This is a genomic window from Gaetbulibacter sp. M240 (assembly GCF_043876815.1).
Lineage (GTDB): Bacteria > Bacteroidota > Bacteroidia > Flavobacteriales > Flavobacteriaceae > Gaetbulibacter_A.
In genome coordinates, this window is sequence record NZ_JBAWKA010000002.1 from 547,753 (window position 1) to 565,849 (window position 18,097).

The following is an 18,097-nucleotide window of genomic DNA, read 5'->3' on the forward strand; positions in this document are numbered from 1 at the left end:
CCTCTTAAAACCAGATATTTTATCATATCGTTAAAAAAACAGATTATTAATGTTTTAGCGCTTTTTAAAGTGTTCTTGAAGCGCATCCACGTAAATGGCTTCAAAATCAGTAATCACTAAATTGGCTTCTGAATAATCCTGATTTTTAGAATGAAAGCTATCGTAAGCCACACTAAAAATTCCGGCAGCCTTAGCAGCGATGATACCGTTGGTAGAGTCTTCAATAACAACACATTCTGAAATATCATACCCACTGGCCTCGGCGGCTTTAACGAAAATTTCTGGATGCGGTTTTGAAGCTTTCAGTTCGGCACCACTAAGCTTGGCTTTAAAATAAGGGTTAAGCTGAAAACGATCAAAAATACGTTCGATACCGGCTCTGGAGGCAGACGAACCTAAAACCAGCGTAAGCCCTTTCTCGTGATAGTGTTCAATAAGTTTTCGCACGCCATCAATAAGGTCGAAGGTTTTATCATTATTAAAGAGGTCGTCAAAATACTTCCGTTTTAAGGCTACCATGGTTTCGGGATCTTCCGGCAGTTTAAAATGATCCACTAAGCGTTTGCAAATATTAATGGTGGATTGCCCTGTGAAAGATTCATAAAGAGCATCGGGAACCTGAATCTTAAAATTCTCAAACATTTGATTATAGGCCTTTCGGTGTAGGGGTTCGCTATTTATGATCACCCCATCCATATCAAAAATCACAGCTTTTACCATAGCATATTTTTTGCGAAGATAATTTAATTGATAGACTTCTTAAAAACAAACTATGTTTAGCTTTTAGCTTTTCAAATAAATTTAGAATAATAATTGTAATTTTGATATCTGTTAAACCTTTATGATGACAAGAGGACGCATAGAAGCTTTTACCGATGGTGTTTTGGCCATTATTATTACCATTATGGTTTTGGAACTTAAAGTACCGCACGGTGGCTCATTTGCCGACTTAATGCCTTTAATTCCTGTTTTTGGTAGTTATTTACTCAGTTTTATTTTTATCGCTATTTATTGGAACAACCACCATCATGTGATGCAAACCGTGCAGCATGTTACCGGTGGCATTCTATGGGCTAATATGCATTTATTGTTTTGGCTGTCCCTTATTCCTTTTTCAACAGGTTGGGTGGGCGAAAATCATTTTACTTCTGCCTCAGTATTCTTATATGCAACTATATTACTTTTTGCAGCCATAGCTTATCACATATTACAGCTAACCATTATAAAGAGTCATGGTAAGCATTCTATTTTAGCACAGGCTTTAGGGAAAGATTTAAAAGGAAAGGCATCCATGATACTTTATCTTTTGGGTATATCATCATCATTTTTTAAGGTATGGATTAGCGGAATTATTTTTGTTATCGTTGCTGTAATATGGCTCATACCAGATAAACGAATTGAAAAAAGACTCAAAAACAATCATAAAACAGTTTAAGTTTTTAAACCTAAAAAACACTTATGAAAGTAGATATTCTTGCTATTGGAGCGCATCCGGATGATGTGGAACTAGGTTGTGGTGCTACCATTGCTAAAGAAATTGCCCATGGAAAAACCGTTGGTATCATCGATTTAACCCGGGGAGAACTGGGAACCCGAGGAACCGCAGAGACCCGTGATAAAGAATCGAACCGTAGTGCTGAAATTTTAGGGGTTTCTTTTCGGGAAAACATGGAATTTGCTGATGGTTTCTTTACGAACGATAAAACACATCAATTAGCTTTAATTGAAAAGATCAGGCAGTATCGGCCGGATATTGTGCTATGCAATGCGGTAGAAGACCGACATATCGATCATGGCAAAGGCAGTAAATTAATTAGTGATGCCTGTTTTTTAAGTGGTTTAGCCAAAATTGAAACAAAGCATGAAAATGCGGCTCAGGAAGCCTGGCGCCCGAAACAGGTATACCACTACATTCAGTGGAAAAACCTGAAACCCGATTTTGTTGTGGATGTTTCCGATTTCATGGATATAAAAATGAAGGCTGTTTTGGCTTTTGAGACCCAGTTCTACAACCCCGATAGTACGGATCCTGAAACACCAATATCCAGTAAGAACTTTACAGATAGCATTCGTTACAGAGCGCGTGATCTGGGACGTCTGGTAGGTGTGGAATATGCTGAAGGTTATACAGTAGAGCGCTATGTGGCTGTAGATCGTTTAGGCAACCTGAAATAGTTCCGTTTTTCAATCTAAAATATTAAAAAAGTCTTTGTAGATACCGTCGAAATCATTTACATTTGCACTCGCATTTAATATGCGATCAACATGGTGGTTGTAGCTCAGTTGGTTAGAGCGCCTGATTGTGGTTCAGGAGGTCGTCGGTTCGAGACCGATCTTCCACCCAAAAATACAAGCCTTTCAAAATACGTTTTGAAAGGCTTTTTTTGTGTTGTTCAGGGAGTAAATAATATTAATTTGATTTGATATCCGTACCATTTAGTTTTACCCGATCCTCACGATTTGCCAGAACCCAGGCAGTGTGAAAAATAAGCCGCGTACGTGTTTCGTAAAACTCATAATTGATCTTTTCCGGGGTATCCGTCGGGCGGTGGTAATCGGCGTGTGTCCCATTAAAATAAAAGATCACCGGAATATTGTTCTTTGCAAAATGGTAATGGTCCGAACGGTAGTAAAAACGGTTGGGATCGTTCTTTTCATTATAAGTGTAGTCGAAATCTAATAGGGTATACTTCTTATTAACCATTTCGGAAATATTGTGTAATTCCATACTCAATCGATCAGAGCCAATAAGATATAAATAGTTAGGTTTCCCTTCATGCTTTGGATCAACACGCCCGATCATATCGATATTGAGATTGGTAACCGTATTTTCCAAGGGAAATACTGGATTTTCAGTATAGTATTCCGAACCATAAAGGCCTATTTCTTCACCGGTAACGTGTAAGAATAGAATAGATCGTTTTGGACGAAAGCCATCGTGGATCGCTTTTTTAAAGGCTCGGGCAATTTCCAGAATGGCGATCGTTCCGGAACCATCGTCATCAGCGCCATTATAAATGTCACCATTTTTTGAGACACCTTCATGATCCAAATGCGCTGAAATGACAATAACCTCTTCAGGTTTTTCCGTTCCTTTAATAAAAGCTAAAACATTCTCGGAGTCGTTATACTTATTTTTTAAAAATTTTTTTGGGACGATTTGAAAATAGTTGCTATCACCAAAAGCGGAGGGCACACCATATTCCATATACTTTTCTTTAAGAAAGTTCACCGCTTTTTTCTGTCCGGGTTCACCGGTCTTCCGACCTTGAAAGTCATCAGAAGCGAAAATATAAAGTAGGTCCTTCAGGTTGGAAGCCTGAATACTGTTGGCATAGGTGGTGGCAACATCTCTTTTTTCAATGGTATTAAGCTGCGCGAAGGACGCCTGAATAAAGAAAAAGGTGACAGCCAGCGACATTAATTTTTTCATAGTTTAGAATTTTTTAACGATAATACAAAAAGTTAGAGAAACGGGATGTCTATTTCAGGCTATTTTAACATTGTTATGTAGTGTATTGGGGTTATAAGTTGGACTGAAATCCCTGTTATCCGGAGAATAGACCCCAAAAAGGTGTATATTTAGTTGTATATAACGAGTTATGCGCAATACAAATTTAAATGGATCCTAATATTGTAAAAAAGAGAATAAAAGAAGTTTTAAAAAATGCCGATCTGATTATTAAGGATAACTATTCGTATATATATTTAAATTCAGAGAGAAATAAAGAAATTAAGACTTTCAATTTGGGTAAAGGAACTTTTGTAAGTGCAATTTCACTTTTTGCCTTATTGAATTTATTATCCAAAATATATACAATTTTGAAAAATGGTAATAAGAAAATAATTGAGAAAGGGCACATTGAAGAATATGAAGAACTGAAAACTTTAATTAAGGAGAGAAATAGTGAAGACTGGAAAAGGATAAAGAAGTATTTTAAAAAACCTAGAATTGGTGAAATAAATGAAACTGAAGCATTTACTGAACTAGTCAAAGACTCTCCAATAGATTTAGGTTTTAATAAAGAGAATCCTCAAGAGATTAGAAAAATGTGGAATCTATTTAGAAATAAATTGACCCATATGATTTCATTAAAAGGAAACGAGCTTAACGGACAAATGTTAATTCAAACATTTATTCTTGGAGGAACCTATTCAGACAATCTCAAATTTATTAAAAGTCGATATCCTAAATATCCTGCATTTGATATTGTTAATGCTGAAACTAAAGAAACTTTCAAAAAAAATGCAACTATAGATTCTATTACAAAACAATATATTTTAAAAGACTCCTGCTATGTAGACCAACTAAAAATATGTTGTGAATTAATTTTAGATTGGTTAATTAACGAAATTGATTCAGATAGTTTTTCAGATGTGAATATGAAGATTTTATACGATTGGCTTGAATCAGAATTAAAATCAGATTAATAAAGTACTGCGCATAACAAAAAATATAGTGCATGCCGCGGTTAGTAGCACTTTAAAAAAGAATTAGTAAAATTGAAACTACATGAACCAAAGAAACTTATTGAATAAAGTGAGGCACGCACCATATTCAAACCGTTGCAGGTAATTTTGTCCCGTCCTAAAAAAAAGGATTTAATATAAAAAATAGTTCCTAAATTGACTTCAAATAAGTTTATATAACAAAGAATTTACAGATTTTAATAAATAAATAAAACCATGAGTTTAATCACTATCAAAACATCGCGCCACGAGACTGATTTATTGGTACTTAAAAGTCGCTTAGAATCAGAGGGAATTGAATGTTACCTGAAAAATGAGCTGACGACACAATTAATGAATTATATACCAACATTTGAAATTGAACTTCAAGTACAAACTTTAGATTTAGAAAGAGTCAAAAAAATAATGAATGAAATAGAAAATAATTAAAAAGCTACCTACAACAAAGAACTGAGTTAAAAAACAAGTGATATTAAGCTAATTTTGAAACAAAGTTTTTCATCGTATGGTCTTCCTTATTTTAGCCACTGCAAAAGCCTGATCCGTCCTGAAGAATGGCTGCATAATTTCAATCATTAAGTATAAAAATGACAAAGTAATCAGACGGTACTCAGTATAATATAAAAATGGAACACTCCTTATTCAATCTATTTACTTCCTAAAACCAATTCACAAGTTATTATTTAACCTTATCTTTAAGCTCTTCTTGGTATTTTCCAATAAAAGGATTGTTATAACATTATATGTCCAAATTACCCAAAGAGAATAAATTTGTTGATCTTTCAGACTATGGAAGACCAATAGCTAAAGTTATTGCAAACTCCTTAAAGAATACTGCTGTCACTCCTATTCACGTCACTATTGGATTTATTATATCCGGCTTCATTGCCATTTATTGTATTATCCAAGGTTATTATTGGCTAGCCGCATGTTTTTTAATTATGAAGTCAATTTTAGATGCAGCAGATGGTGAATTGGCCCGCGTAAAACAAAAACCATCGTATACGGGTCGTTATTTAGATTCTGTAGCAGATATTCTATTAAATGCTTTATTTTTTATTTCTATCTGGTATATTACAAATACTAACATTTGGATCTGCCTTTTAGCATTCATAGGCTTTCAATTGCAAGGCACGCTTTATAATTATTACTATGTTATTTTAAGAAATAAATTTGATGGCGATACTACCAGTCGTGTGTTTGAAAACAAAACACCAATAGCATTAGAAGGCGAAATGCAAAAGTATGTGAACATCCTTTTTGGTTTGTATAAACTGTTTTATGGTGCTTTTGATAAAACCATTTATGCCTTAGATAGTAATGCAGATAAAGGAAAAGTTTTGCCAAATTGGTTTATGACAAGTGTTTCTACGTTTGGGTTGGGTTTCCAACTACTCATTTTTGCAGTATTGCTTGTATTAGATTTAAAAGCCATTATTTTACCATTCTTTTTAGTGTACACCCTTATGGTTTTTGTGTTTATTGGTATTAGAAAGTTTTTCTTTCAAGAACCGAAAGAGAAAGATAAAAAACACAACACCACAATGCATATAAAACCATAGCACCTGAGCTTTATACACCAAATGTGGAGCATCCTTCGACGCAACCAAACGCGAAAAATACCATCTATACTTAAAACAGTTTTTATGAAAAGATTATTAATCTTTGTTTTAATTGAATTTGCTTTTATAGCCTGTAGTTCTAATAATGATGGCCTTATTACTGATCCTGATTATGCCGAATATATCACAGAGAATGCTATCGATACAGAAATAAATTTTATGGCTGAAGAAATTTATACAACTAACGAAAGTCAAGAACCGGTATTAAAACTAAAATTAATTAGCTCTAAAATATACCCTTGCATCAACTACCAATTATCAACAACAGAATTTATAAATGGGAACGAACTCATAGTAAGATTTGAGCAAATCATTGAACCCGATATCTGTTTAACGGCTCTCGGACCTGCAACAGCCTCTATAGATCTACCTGAAAACATAAGTAAACTCACTTTCTTAAATGGAATTGTCATTGATAAGTATTCCGTTGCCATTAACGAACAAAAAATATCGGTTACACTTATAGAAAATAAGTTTACAACCTCATTATACAATAACACTTTTCGGATTCCTGAAAATTCATTTGCCTATGTTTGCGGAACCAATACGAATAACACGAATATTTACACAGATTTTTCAGCAATCATAGGGCAAAATCCTGATTTCACAGAATTTGTATTTGAAGGAGAGGGGAGAATACCTTACCCGGAAACAACGGTTGGACATTGGGTCAATCATCCTTCAAAATATTACAAGTACACAGACTCTGCCCAATTTGACACTTTAGCTAACATATTGAATGCATATGCTGCAGAAAACATCGAAGCAAATTCTGGAGTATCTATCGCTATTTACGGTTGGAATAATATCAATTTTTATAGTTGGATTGAAAATTAAAAACGGTGCCTAAAACGATTTGAATAAATTTGTTAGCGCAATTCTATTTATGAAAATCATCCGGATTTTCTATTCGATTTGTATTTACTAAATTAGTTGCTTTACAACGCCTCTAATCTTATACATAAACGTTGTGCTTTATTATAACCAACCACTAACCAATGATAAAATTCTTTAGAAAAATTAGGCAAAATTTACTTTCAGAGGGCAAAACCTTTAACTACCTAAAATATGCTTTAGGTGAAATAGCTCTTGTAGTGATAGGGATTTTAATAGCATTACAAGTAAATAATTGGAATGAAAAAAGAAAAGAACACAACTTATTAAAAACCTATTACGAGCAAATCCTCAAGGATTTGGATGAGCAAAAAATCTATTCAGCAAAAACAATTACTCAATTAGATTCGAGTATTATTTCGTATGAGACCTATACACAATTATATGAAAAGGGGAATTTAAATGTTAATGATGCCGTAGAAGCCCTGAATAAAGTTGAGAATGTAACTCCATATCTTTATTTTCGGTTCAACACAATGGAGACCTTACAATCTACTGGAGATATTAAGATTATTCCGGAAACTTTACGAAATAAACTAATTACTCATAAAAGTAAAATTGACTTTTGGACCACCGTAAATAATGGAAACTTGAAGGTTTATCTAGACGGTCTTTTTAGGTACGGTGAGAAAGGAATTGGGCAATTCATATCGCGATTGAAAACTCAAAATGAAATCAAAATGGAATTAGATAAACATATTAGTCCAATAGAAGCTATCCTTAGCGCCGAAAGTGCATTTAATATTAAAATTTATACCGAAAAAAACACACGCAACAGATTATTACAAGTTATAGAAGATATAAATGAAATGGAGAGTATAATTAAATCTGAATTAAAAGAAAATAAATAACGAAAGCACAACTATGGCTATAAGGAATTGCTATTTCAGGCTTACTTACATTGTTGTACATTCAATAAATTTTTATGCTACTATGATAAAAACATTTCTGATACTTACAAACCGCTTTAATTTAAGATTATTACTCTTTATTATTTGCTCCTTTCATTGTATTTCTACATTTGGTCATGTTACTCGAGTGAAGATCGATTCTAGAGAACAAGTTCTTAATGGCAAGGTATTTTCCTCGGGTACCGCCTATGAATTGATTAAAGGTAGGGTCTATTTCGAATTTGATCCAGCGAATTATGCTAACAGTCGAATAACGGACATACTTTTAGCTGAAAGAAATTCGAATGGTAAAATTGAAGCATGGTCTGAACTTATTGTACTAAGGCCTATAGACATTACGAAAAGTAACGGTGTAGCGTTGGTAGAAGTGAGCAACCGCGGAGGTAAGTTTACTCCCAGATACTTTAACAGAGCAGTGAGTGCTGATCTGGATGTAAATAAACCTGAAGATTTTGGAGATAATTTTCTGATGGATGAAGGGTTTACGATCATTTGGATAGGCTGGCAGTTTGATGTGCCAAAGCCGGGATTAAAACTTCATGTTCCTATAGCGAAAGCATTGGATGGCTCTGAGATATTTGGATTGGTTCGAAGTGACTGGACCGTTGATAAAGATACAAGCCAACTAAGGCTAGGACATCGAACTCTGGAGGGATATCCGGTAGCCCTTAAGAATGATCCCCGAAATATTTTGACCTACAGGACGGGTCGGGATGATGAACGGATTACCGTTCCACGGGACCAATGGCAATTTGCGACAATAAATGAAGCAGAGGTCAAAGAAAGTTCCGAATTTATTTATTCAAAAGAAGGATTCAAAGCGGGTCGCATTTATGAGCTCGTTTATGTTGGTAAAAATCCACCGGTCGTCGGACTTGGTATGGCAGCTATCCGTGATATCATTTCATATGTAAAATACGATGAGACCTGCGAGTTCAGTGCCAAATATGGTCTTGCTGCGGGAGTTTCACAAACAGGACGATTTTTGAGAAAGTTTGTATATCAAAACTTCAATACAGATGAAAATGGACTGAAAGCTTATGACGGCTTGTTGGTTATAACGGCAGGTGCCGGAATGGGAAGTTTCAATCACCGATTTGCACAGCCTTCAAGAGACGGACATCGTTATTCTGCCTTTTTATATCCCACGGATATATTTCCATTTAGCGCAACGACTCAATTCAATAGTTTATTAATGAGAAATGACGGATTGTTTGCAGCTGCAAATAAAGAACATCTGCCCAAGGTTTTCTTCGTAAATACCGGATATGAGTATTGGGGTCGAGCAGCTTCGTTAATCCATACCACACCAGATAGTCAAAAAGATATCTCTTTAGCAGATAACGAACGCATATACCATATTGCTTCAGGCCAGCATTTTGTAGGCCCATGGCCACCGACTAATTACGAGGGAGAAAATAGCACGGAATTATTCAAGGGAAACCCTCTTTATTTTTTTCCTAATTATAGAGCCCTTTTATTTAAGCTAACTCAATGGGTGAACAGTCATGAAACGCCTCCCAATAGTACCTACCCGAATCATGCTGCGGGTACATTAATTGCCCATACAGATTTGAATATGCCGGAAATCCCGGGATTGGAGGTGCCCAAAGTTATTCAAACCGCCTACAATGTTGATTATGGCCCCAAATGGAACTTAGGTTTTGTAGATTTTCAACCTCCGGTTTTTAAAGATCAATATATTCCTAAGGTATCAGCAGTGGACAAATACGGTAATGAAATTGGAGGTATAAGAAATGTTGAGTTAACCGTGCCTCTTGCTACATACACACCATGGAATCTTCGTAAGGGTTTTGCAGGTGGCAATGGAGAACTTACAGATTTTCAGGGAACATTCCTGCCATTTCCTTTAAATGATGACATAAAACGTAGTCATGGCGATCCCAGGCCATCCATCAAAACCTTGTATAAAAACAAAAAAGAATTTTTGGAAAAGGTAAGGACTGCTATTGAAGCACTAGTAACAGAAGGATTTGTATTACCGCGAGACAAAGATGATATAGTGAACAGAAATGCCTCTTATTGGGATTGGCTGACGAATAGATAAGCTCAATAATAAACGAATGCACGTTGTGAATAACGTGAACAAAAGCTGAAACTTAGATTGAACGAGCAACCTACTAAAACGACAAAACGAATTGAACTATTGGATATTTACCGAGGATTTGCAATCCTCGGTATTTTTGTTGTAAACATCGTTATAATGAATTCGACTTTTCTAAACCAAGACGAATTTGCAAAACAATGGACTTCCAATATTGATCAAATATCCGAGCTTATTTTAAAGCTCTTTTTCTACACTAAATTCTTCCCAATATTTTCATTATTATTTGGTTTGGGAATATCAATGCAAGCCCTAAAATTGTTTGAAAATGATAAACTTTCATTTTCCTTTTTTGCTAGAAGAATGTCTATTTTGTTCTTTTTTGGGGCATTACACATCATATTATTATGGTCTGGAGATGTTTTAAATCTTTATGCCATTTTGGGACTTTTAACCACATTTTTCATAAGGAAATCTAATAAGTTGATACTTGTCTTATCAGCGTTTTTTCTCTTCTTTCCATTTTATGACCAACTTTTTGAACACCTATTTAAACTATTAAATTTTCGGCCTGAAACCTATTTAAGTAATTATACTGGAGAAATTGTAAACCAAACCATTAAAAATGGCACTTATTTCCAAGGTGTCACACTGAGAATCATGGAATACCTTTCAAATATTCCCATGTTATTTGGTTTTTTAGCCCCAATTGCCTTGTCCATGTTTTTACTGGGACTTTATCTTGGAAAAAATAAGATATATATGTCTTTAGAGTCTTTTTTAGAAAAAAAAATGAAGCCAATTCTATTGTTAACATTCATTACGAACGTTTATAGAATTCTGTTTTTGTTTGTGTTGACCAAACTGGAAATTTATAAAGTCGAGTTTTATAGAACAATTTTGATCAAATTAATGGTGATATCAGATGTAATGATGGGCTTGTTTTACTTATGGTTATTTGGTTGGATATGGCATCATACAAATTGGGGGAAAATTTTGTCGCCTTTAAAGTATGTAGGAAGGATGGCATTAACAAATTATATGTTTCAAAGTTTAATAGGGTTAATATTATTTTCCTCTGTCGGATTTAAACTATACGAAACATTAAGTCCATCACATACTTTCATTTCGGCAATTTTCGTTTTTATAATTCAATTAATATTGAGTAAGTTTTGGCTGACCTATTTTAAGTTTGGGCCATTAGAATGGATATGGAGATGCCTGACCTATAATAAGTTACTTCCAATTAAAAAAAGACGGGTGTCTAACAGCGTATAAAATTGATTGCTTGCTTCTTGCTTATTTCGGAAAATTATTCAGATTTCCCAAGGGTGTGGTTTTATTTGTTAAATTAGGTTCCTGAAGACCTAACTAATCGCAGCAGAGACTGTTATGGTTCATCATAACCAACCATTAAGCTATGATAATATTCTTTAGTTTATCAAAAAGTAATTTTGAAACACAAAATAAAAGATCCGGCAGACCTTTGATTGCGGTTACCGATTGCGGAATTAAACATGATAAATTTTAATACTATGATCAAGTTTTTTAGACGTTTTAGAAAAGATCTTATACAGAAAAACAAAATTAGCCAATACCTGAAATACGCTATTGGTGAAATTATTCTGGTCGTTATAGGAATTTTGATTGCTCTGCAGTTTAATACTTGGCGTGTGGAAAAAAACGATCGGCACATCGAAAAAATACTATTAAAGAATATAAAAATGGATTTGGAAAGTGATATTCAGGAATTGAAAGGTGTAAGAGCATTTAAAACATCACAAAATAAGGCAGCACTTAGACTTTTGGAATATTTGATTGATACTTCAAAACCACTAGAGGATACCGTGCAATTCGTTAATGATTTTAATCTTATGATTTACTTCACAGTTCCAAGCCCTAATAGGACATCATTTGATATAGCCACCAGTACAGGGTATTTGAACAATATAACAAATGATCGTCTGAATAAAGAATTATCAAATTATTACGCTAATATTGGTCTTGAGCAACATGTGACTGAAACCAAAAGGTTTATTAATGCATTCAACGACACTTACCTGATTAATAAATACCGAATATTTAACAATTTGGTAATGGCTCTTGATGGTCAAGGAGGAGATTACGCTTTGGAGAGATATAAGGACGACAATCGACCTGTTATACAACTACAGGACATTAGGGGAGATGTAAGTCTGGAAAACTATTTAAATAATCTTTCGATAAGATTGGAAATTGGTATTATTGGACTTGAAAGGGAAGAAAGTTGGGCGCTTAGGCTTGTAGGAGACATTGAAGAGGAGCTTAATTTAAAGAACTAGGAAAACAAAAGAACTTAATTAAGATTAGTCATATTATTGCCCCAAATGCATGGACTAGATGATCTCTTATTCCTAACATATAAACCTTTAAATTTGTTGTCAAAAATTAATTCTCTTCCTTTTTACCTATCTTAGTTTTCAAGTTTCCCTTCCTACCCTTTGAATGACCTTATAAATTAGAGAAATTCATCATACCTTAAAATAAGAAAAACCATGACAAACATTTTTAAACTAGCACTCTTAATTTTTGCTACCGTGCATTTATCCTTAATGAATAATAATGAACACCCGGCGATTACATTCTTAAATGCATTAAGTCAAGATCAAAGAAGTATGATGATGCTAGAATTTAACGATCTTTCTAAATCCAATTGGCATTATATTCCTGCTACATCAAGACCTAGAAAAGGTATTCGTTTAAACGAACTTAATGATAATCAAAAAAAGCTGGCCTTTAATCTTATTCAGGCTTCGCTATCGGAGGCCGGTTATAAAAAGGTTCAAAAGATTATTGATCTAGAAAATGTTCTTAGGGAAATTTCAGGAGATACTGTTAGGCGTGACCCGGATAAATACGCTTTGGCATTCTATGGAAATCCTGAGAAGGACAGTTTATGGTCATGGTCCTTTGAGGGTCATCACATTTCTTTAAATTTCACCATTTTGAATGATAAAACAACTTTGGCACCCAGATTTTTCGGGGCGAATCCGGCAATTGTATTATCGGGTTCAAGAAAGGGGGAGCGTACACTACACAATGAGGAAGATTTAGGTTATAAATTGATAAATGCTCTTTCCGATGAGCAAAGGAAGCTTGCTATATTTCGAGCGAATACTTTTTCTGATATCGTAACTAAAAATTCAGCTGAAGTTATTCCTTTATCTCCTGCAGGAATACCCTATGACGCATTGAATAGTTCACAGCAAGAGATTTTTCAAAATTTAATTATGGAATACCTATCAACCGTTAAAGAAAATTTGGCTGTAAAAAGAATGCAGCAATTAAAGCGTGAGGAATTGAATGACATAAGATTTGGTTGGGCTGGTAGCCTAAACCGTGGAGAACCGCATTATTACAGGATTCAGGGGAAATCTTTTTTAATAGAATTCGATAATACTCAAAACAACGCGAATCATATTCACACTGTTTGGAGAGATTTTAATGGTGATTTCGGGAGAGACCTCATAAAAGAGCATTACGAAACCTCTGATCATCATAAAAATTAAACTTCAGATCGAAAAAGATGAACAAAAATAACTAAATCAATAATTAATCTTCCTTTTTTATTACTTTAGTCGTTGTATTTAATTGTATTACAGTAAGTTGACTTGGTTATCCCTATAAGTTATATGCCTTTTTGAAAATCCGCATAACCTACTTAATTAAATTTCAAAACAATGATTTATTATTGGTTACATGTGGTCTATATTTTCATTGGATCCCGTTTTATCTGGAAAAAAGTAAAACCCGGATCCGATCTTAAACGAACACGGCGGGTAAATTTATTGGACTGTGAAGCTTTTAGGTTCATGGCTAATTCCAAGTATTTTTATTACATGGATTTAATACGATTTGAAGTAGTTTTTCGGTCCAAGCTGTATGAAAACACTATTAAAAAGGGCATGTTCGGTGTTTTAGCATCTCAAAAAATTATCTATAAAAAACCCTTACGAAGATTAAAAAAATTTGAAATAACCTTAATATTTGAAGGAGCCGACGATAAATGGGTTTATCATCGCCAAACGTTCACACAAAACAATCAATTGTGTGCCATTGGTTTTACAAAAGCAGGCTTTTGGAAAAATAAAAAAGCGCAAAATATAAAGGCGATTTTGATCAAAAGTGGGATCGACAAAACCATTAAAGCGCCCTCAAAGGAGGTCATGAATTTATTCAAAAATGACTACGACATGTTACAGAACAATTTGTGTTAAATACTACAAGATTGAAATAACTCTATTATTCCAGTTCAATGTCCTCGAAACTTTCATCCAGTTCCAGATCATCAATATCGTCCAACTCCTCAATGTTAAGCTCTTCAAGCTCCTCTATCGCATCTTCCTTGAACTGTGTTTCTTTAGCATCAAGAGTTTCGGTATTACTAACTTCCGTTTCTGTAAATATGGCCTTATAGATCACCAATACCAAAGCGGCTGTAGTGAGTAGAAAACTAAACTGCACCAATTTTTTTACTTCCCCGGACTTTTTGGAAAAATAAAAGGCTAGCGAGCCAAAAACTAGGGCGGCAATACTGGGGAAAACAGCAAGGTTAGACACTGGTAATACAGCTAAAATAATAGCTAAAATGGCCGCAATTAGCGCAAGAATTGTAAAAAGCTTTTTCATAACAATATTAATTTCTTAGGCCTGAGGCTGATTTAATACGTAGTTCACCGGTACCCACAGGAATATTGAATTTTCCATAAACAATGATCTTATTAGCATCGGCCGTAAGCCATAAAAAGTTGCTATTAGTTCCTTTTAGAGCATCGGTACTACGAGATCCCAGAGCTAATTTATAACAGCTTTTTTTGCCCAATGCCGTACTAATGGTTTCTTTACCGAGATATTTAAATTGTCCTTTCAACTCCTTATTGTCAAAAATAATCGTAAATGTTTTAACGGTACCAACGCTCATGGTGCTATAATCTATAAGACGAATGGAATAAAGTGTAGAAACGATGTCTTTGGTGTCACTGCCAATCGAAACGCTTGTATTCTCTTCATAGCCGTTCTTCTTTTTCATTTGCGATTTCACGGTTTGCGTTTTATGACTAAAGGTGTATTTCATGTATTTGTAAAACCCACCTTCAGAGATATCCCTTTTGTACAAATAGGGGAGCAGGCTTTTAGGGCTTACGTAGCTTTCATATAAGTCGCGTATCTTAAAAAAATTATCCCATTTACTGTAAGTTACTGCGGTACATTTTAATTGAAGTAAAGTCGCTTTTGAGGTTTTAACCGGACTCGTTTCCATTTTAATTTCAGCAATATCGTTTAAAATTCCCGACATATTGTATGAGGCCGTATACACTAGGGTCTCGTTATAGCCAACGGCATCGTTTTGAGACTGAAGCATTAAGGAGATGCTTAAAAAGAGTGCGGTCAAGAAAGATCGAAGCATGTTTTTGATTTTATGTTATAACGTTTATCGAATCATTTATTGTGCCGAAAATACAATACGTATCCGTTTTAAACTAATTTAATATTGGCCTTTTAAAAGAAATCGACGAACTGACAATTATCATATTTTCTGGTGATGAACTGTTTTAATTTTACGTAGAACCTATTTTCTCGGAATAATGAAAGCTATATTGTTACCAACTGATTTTTCTAACAACTCCGTCAACGCGATTCATTATGCCATGCGTATGTTCAAGGATGATATTTGTGAGTTTTATATTTTAAATATTCAAAAAGCATCCTCTTTTATTTCTGATGATATGTTGGTTGTACCGTCTACAGCAACCTTATACAATACCTTGGTTGGAGCTGCTAAAAAGTCAATTGAAAATCTTATTTCTAATCTTAAAAAAGAATATAAAAATAATAAGCATGCCTTTCATTCTCTGGTAGATTACGACAATTTTGTAGATTCTATCAACCAGATCACGGAGCAGCATAACATCGACCTGATCGTTATGGGAACTCACGGAGCCTCAGGCTTGAAAAAAATGTTGTTTGGCAGTAATACGGTTCATGTTATAAAACGCTGTAAAGTTCCAGTTTTGGTCATCCCGGATAATTGTAAATTCCGGTCCTTAGATTCCGTTGGTTTCACATCCAGCTTTAAGTCGAAATATAGCGAGGCAGATTTTAAGTTTTTAAAGGCTCTTTTGATAGCCCATAGATCACACCTACATGTGATGCATGTGATACAGGCAGATAATGGAGAAATGACATTAAATCAAAATGTAGATTTTTTTAAAACACATTTTGACAAAGTTTCCATAAACCGTATCGCGGAACATACAGATTCTGTCTACGATGGTATTCATGAGTTTGCTGAGACCCATAGACTAAAACTTATTGTTATGTTAAGTAAAACCCACAGTTTTTTGAACCGTTTATTTTCTGAATATCGGGTAGAAACCTTCGCTTTTAAAATCGATCTGCCTTTACTGGTTTTAAAACAGAGGGATTTAGATAAATAAAATGTGCTAATTTTCAAGTAGTTACTTATCAAAAAAATCAGTAACTTTCATGTAACATTTTTATTTTCCTTTCGTCATATAATTGTCAATCAAAATAAAACCATCATCATGAAACAAGACAACCAACTTATCGTCCTAACACATTTAAGTCAGTTAATTACTATAGTTATTGGCTTTGGGAGCCTGCTGTTACCATTAATTTTATGGTTAACACAAAAAGAAAAAGTATATACCATGGATACCCATGGGAAGAACATTGTGAATTTTCAATTAAGTATGCTTATTTATGCTTTATTGTGTATTCCTTTAATTTTCCTTTTTGGATTGGGTGTTGTGGGGCTTATTGTCATTGGGATCATATCTTTTGTTTTTCCCATTGTGAATGCTATAAAAGCAAGCCATGGGGAAATTGCAAAATATCCTTTATCTCTTAATTTTATTAGTTAGTTAGTTAGTTTGTAGAGATAAACAAAAACGCTCACCTATTGGTGAGCGTTTTTATTTTAATGATAGTTTATTTTCTTATGAATTAAGCATCACAGGCATAACCAGCATGGTTACATTTTCACCGTCATCCAAGCCATCAACAGGGGTTAATATGCCTGCACGATTAGGCATACTCATTTCCAGCTGTACATTGTCTGAGCTCAAATTGTTCAACATCTCGGTTAAGAAGCGTGAGTTGAAACCGATCTGCATATCGTCACCTTGATAATCACAGGTTAAACGCTCTTCAGCTTTATTACTATAGTCTACATCTTCTGCAGAAATATTTAATTCCGCACCTGCAATTTTTAAACGTATCTGATGGGTTGTTTTATTTGAAAAGATACTCACACGACGCACAGAATTTAAGAATTGTGTTCTATCGATAACGAGTTTGTTTGGGTTTTCTTTTGGAATAACAGCCTCATAATTTGGATATTTTCCATCGATAAGACGACAAATCAATTCCGAGTTCTCGAAAGTGAATTTTGCGTTACTTTCATTGTATTCAATGATGACGTCTTCCTCACTCGCTGCTAAAATACCTTTTAATAAATTCAATGGTTTTTTAGGCATGATGAATTCAGCTACCTGACTGGCGGTTACATCCTCACGGGTATATTTCACCAACTTGTGAGCATCGGTAGCAACAAAGGTTAGACCCTCAGTTGAGAATTGAAAAAAGACCCCGCTCATTACAGGACGTAGATCATCATTTCCAGCAGCAAAAATAGTTTTACTAATAGCTGTTGCCAGTATATCGCCTGTTACTACAGTTTTACTTGGATCTTCCAGAGCTACCGCTTTTGGGAACTCATTACCATCGGCGTATGCCAAAGCATATTTACCATGATTCGAACTGATCTCAACAGTATTATTATCCTCAACCACGAAGGTTAAAGGTTGTTCAGGAAAGGTTTTTAAAGTATCTAAAAGCAAACGTGCCGGAATGGCAACACTTCCTTGGCTGTCACTTTCTACATCAAGCTTAGAGGCCATTGTGGTTTCCAGGTCGCTTGCAGAAACCGTTAGTTTATTTTGATTAAGTTCGAATAAAAAATTATCTAAAATAGGTAAGGTGTTCGAGTTGTTAATAACACCTCCTAAAACTTGCAGTTGTTTTAATAAATAAGTACTGGAAACTATAAATTTCATCAATTATTTGCGTTTAGT

19 protein-coding genes and 1 tRNA gene are annotated in these 18,097 nt (G+C 34.5%); 15 read left to right on the forward strand and 5 right to left on the reverse strand.

Annotation, left to right across the window (positions count from 1 at the left end):
* Positions 1-54: 54 nt before the first annotated feature.
* Entirely contained in the window at positions 55-720 is a 666-nt protein-coding gene (locus V8G61_RS08010) for an HAD family hydrolase (RefSeq protein WP_394875023.1), read from the reverse strand.
* A gap of 121 nt (positions 721-841) precedes the next feature.
* Here V8G61_RS08010 and V8G61_RS08015 point away from each other — a divergent pair, with 121 nt between their 5' ends.
* The 3 genes from V8G61_RS08015 (at position 842) to V8G61_RS08025 (ending at position 2,343) form a co-directional block, all read left to right on the forward strand.
* Positions 842-1,435, forward strand: a complete 594-nt coding sequence (locus V8G61_RS08015; RefSeq protein ID WP_394875024.1) for a TMEM175 family protein — start codon at positions 842-844, stop codon at positions 1,433-1,435.
* A 23-nt stretch (positions 1,436-1,458) separates the two neighbouring features.
* The gene (bshB1, locus tag V8G61_RS08020; protein WP_394875025.1) at positions 1,459-2,175 is read left to right on the forward strand and encodes a bacillithiol biosynthesis deacetylase BshB1; all 717 of its coding nucleotides are present in this window, start codon (positions 1,459-1,461) and stop codon (positions 2,173-2,175) included.
* A 92-nt stretch (positions 2,176-2,267) separates the two neighbouring features.
* A tRNA-His gene (locus tag V8G61_RS08025) sits at positions 2,268-2,343 on the forward strand.
* 67 nt (positions 2,344-2,410) lie between these two features.
* Here V8G61_RS08025 and V8G61_RS08030 read toward each other — a convergent pair.
* Complete coding sequence (locus V8G61_RS08030; RefSeq protein WP_394875026.1) at positions 2,411-3,433, reverse strand: M28 family metallopeptidase; 1,023 nt, start codon at positions 3,431-3,433, stop codon at positions 2,411-2,413.
* A 188-nt stretch (positions 3,434-3,621) separates the two neighbouring features.
* Between V8G61_RS08030 and V8G61_RS08035 the strand changes: the two genes are divergently transcribed.
* The 10 genes from V8G61_RS08035 to V8G61_RS08080 all read left to right on the forward strand — a co-directional run bounded on the left by V8G61_RS08035 (position 3,622) and on the right by V8G61_RS08080 (position 14,218).
* Positions 3,622-4,431, forward strand: coding sequence for a hypothetical protein (locus V8G61_RS08035; protein WP_394875027.1), 810 nt, complete (start codon positions 3,622-3,624; stop codon positions 4,429-4,431).
* Between the two features lie 255 nt (positions 4,432-4,686).
* A complete protein-coding gene (locus V8G61_RS08040) occupies positions 4,687-4,899 on the forward strand; it encodes a putative signal transducing protein (RefSeq protein WP_394875028.1) in 213 nt (70 codons plus the stop codon).
* Between the two features lie 314 nt (positions 4,900-5,213).
* Complete coding sequence (locus tag V8G61_RS08045) at positions 5,214-6,032, forward strand: CDP-alcohol phosphatidyltransferase family protein (protein WP_394875029.1); 819 nt, start codon at positions 5,214-5,216, stop codon at positions 6,030-6,032.
* An 84-nt stretch (positions 6,033-6,116) separates the two neighbouring features.
* Entirely contained in the window at positions 6,117-6,929 is an 813-nt protein-coding gene (locus V8G61_RS08050; RefSeq protein WP_394875030.1) for a hypothetical protein, read from the forward strand.
* 161 nt (positions 6,930-7,090) lie between these two features.
* Positions 7,091-7,837 carry a DUF6090 family protein gene (locus tag V8G61_RS08055; protein ID WP_394875031.1) on the forward strand — a complete coding sequence of 249 codons (747 nt, stop codon included), beginning with the start codon at positions 7,091-7,093 and terminating at the stop codon, positions 7,835-7,837.
* Positions 7,838-7,919: 82 nt separating this feature from the next.
* Positions 7,920-9,965: an alpha/beta hydrolase domain-containing protein gene (locus V8G61_RS08060; protein WP_394875032.1), complete on the forward strand. Its 2,046-nt coding sequence runs from the start codon at positions 7,920-7,922 to the stop codon at positions 9,963-9,965.
* Positions 9,966-10,121: 156 nt separating this feature from the next.
* Complete coding sequence (locus V8G61_RS08065; RefSeq protein WP_394875033.1) at positions 10,122-11,240, forward strand: DUF418 domain-containing protein; 1,119 nt, start codon at positions 10,122-10,124, stop codon at positions 11,238-11,240.
* Between the two features lie 257 nt (positions 11,241-11,497).
* Complete coding sequence (locus V8G61_RS08070) at positions 11,498-12,283, forward strand: DUF6090 family protein (RefSeq protein WP_394875034.1); 786 nt, start codon at positions 11,498-11,500, stop codon at positions 12,281-12,283.
* Positions 12,284-12,496: 213 nt separating this feature from the next.
* Entirely contained in the window at positions 12,497-13,510 is a 1,014-nt protein-coding gene (locus tag V8G61_RS08075) for a DUF3500 domain-containing protein (RefSeq protein ID WP_394875035.1), read from the forward strand.
* 171 nt (positions 13,511-13,681) lie between these two features.
* Positions 13,682-14,218 carry a thioesterase family protein gene (locus V8G61_RS08080; RefSeq protein ID WP_394875036.1) on the forward strand — a complete coding sequence of 179 codons (537 nt, stop codon included), beginning with the start codon at positions 13,682-13,684 and terminating at the stop codon, positions 14,216-14,218.
* 25 nt (positions 14,219-14,243) lie between these two features.
* Here the strand turns inward: V8G61_RS08080 and V8G61_RS08085 are convergent, their stop codons facing one another.
* Both V8G61_RS08085 and V8G61_RS08090 read right to left on the reverse strand, forming a co-directional pair.
* Positions 14,244-14,630, reverse strand: coding sequence for an FUSC family protein (locus tag V8G61_RS08085; RefSeq protein WP_394875037.1), 387 nt, complete (start codon positions 14,628-14,630; stop codon positions 14,244-14,246).
* Between the two features lie 7 nt (positions 14,631-14,637).
* Positions 14,638-15,408, reverse strand: coding sequence for a DUF3108 domain-containing protein (locus V8G61_RS08090; RefSeq protein ID WP_394875038.1), 771 nt, complete (start codon positions 15,406-15,408; stop codon positions 14,638-14,640).
* A gap of 178 nt (positions 15,409-15,586) precedes the next feature.
* Here V8G61_RS08090 and V8G61_RS08095 point away from each other — a divergent pair, with 178 nt between their 5' ends.
* Together V8G61_RS08095 and V8G61_RS08100 are read left to right on the forward strand one after the other, a co-directional pair.
* Positions 15,587-16,438, forward strand: a complete 852-nt coding sequence (locus tag V8G61_RS08095; protein WP_394875039.1) for a universal stress protein — start codon at positions 15,587-15,589, stop codon at positions 16,436-16,438.
* A 108-nt stretch (positions 16,439-16,546) separates the two neighbouring features.
* Positions 16,547-16,885 carry a DUF4870 domain-containing protein gene (locus tag V8G61_RS08100; protein ID WP_394875040.1) on the forward strand — a complete coding sequence of 113 codons (339 nt, stop codon included), beginning with the start codon at positions 16,547-16,549 and terminating at the stop codon, positions 16,883-16,885.
* Between the two features lie 75 nt (positions 16,886-16,960).
* Here the strand turns inward: V8G61_RS08100 and dnaN are convergent, their stop codons facing one another.
* Complete coding sequence (dnaN, locus tag V8G61_RS08105; protein ID WP_394875041.1) at positions 16,961-18,079, reverse strand: DNA polymerase III subunit beta; 1,119 nt, start codon at positions 18,077-18,079, stop codon at positions 16,961-16,963.
* Positions 18,080-18,097 lie beyond the last annotated feature (18 nt).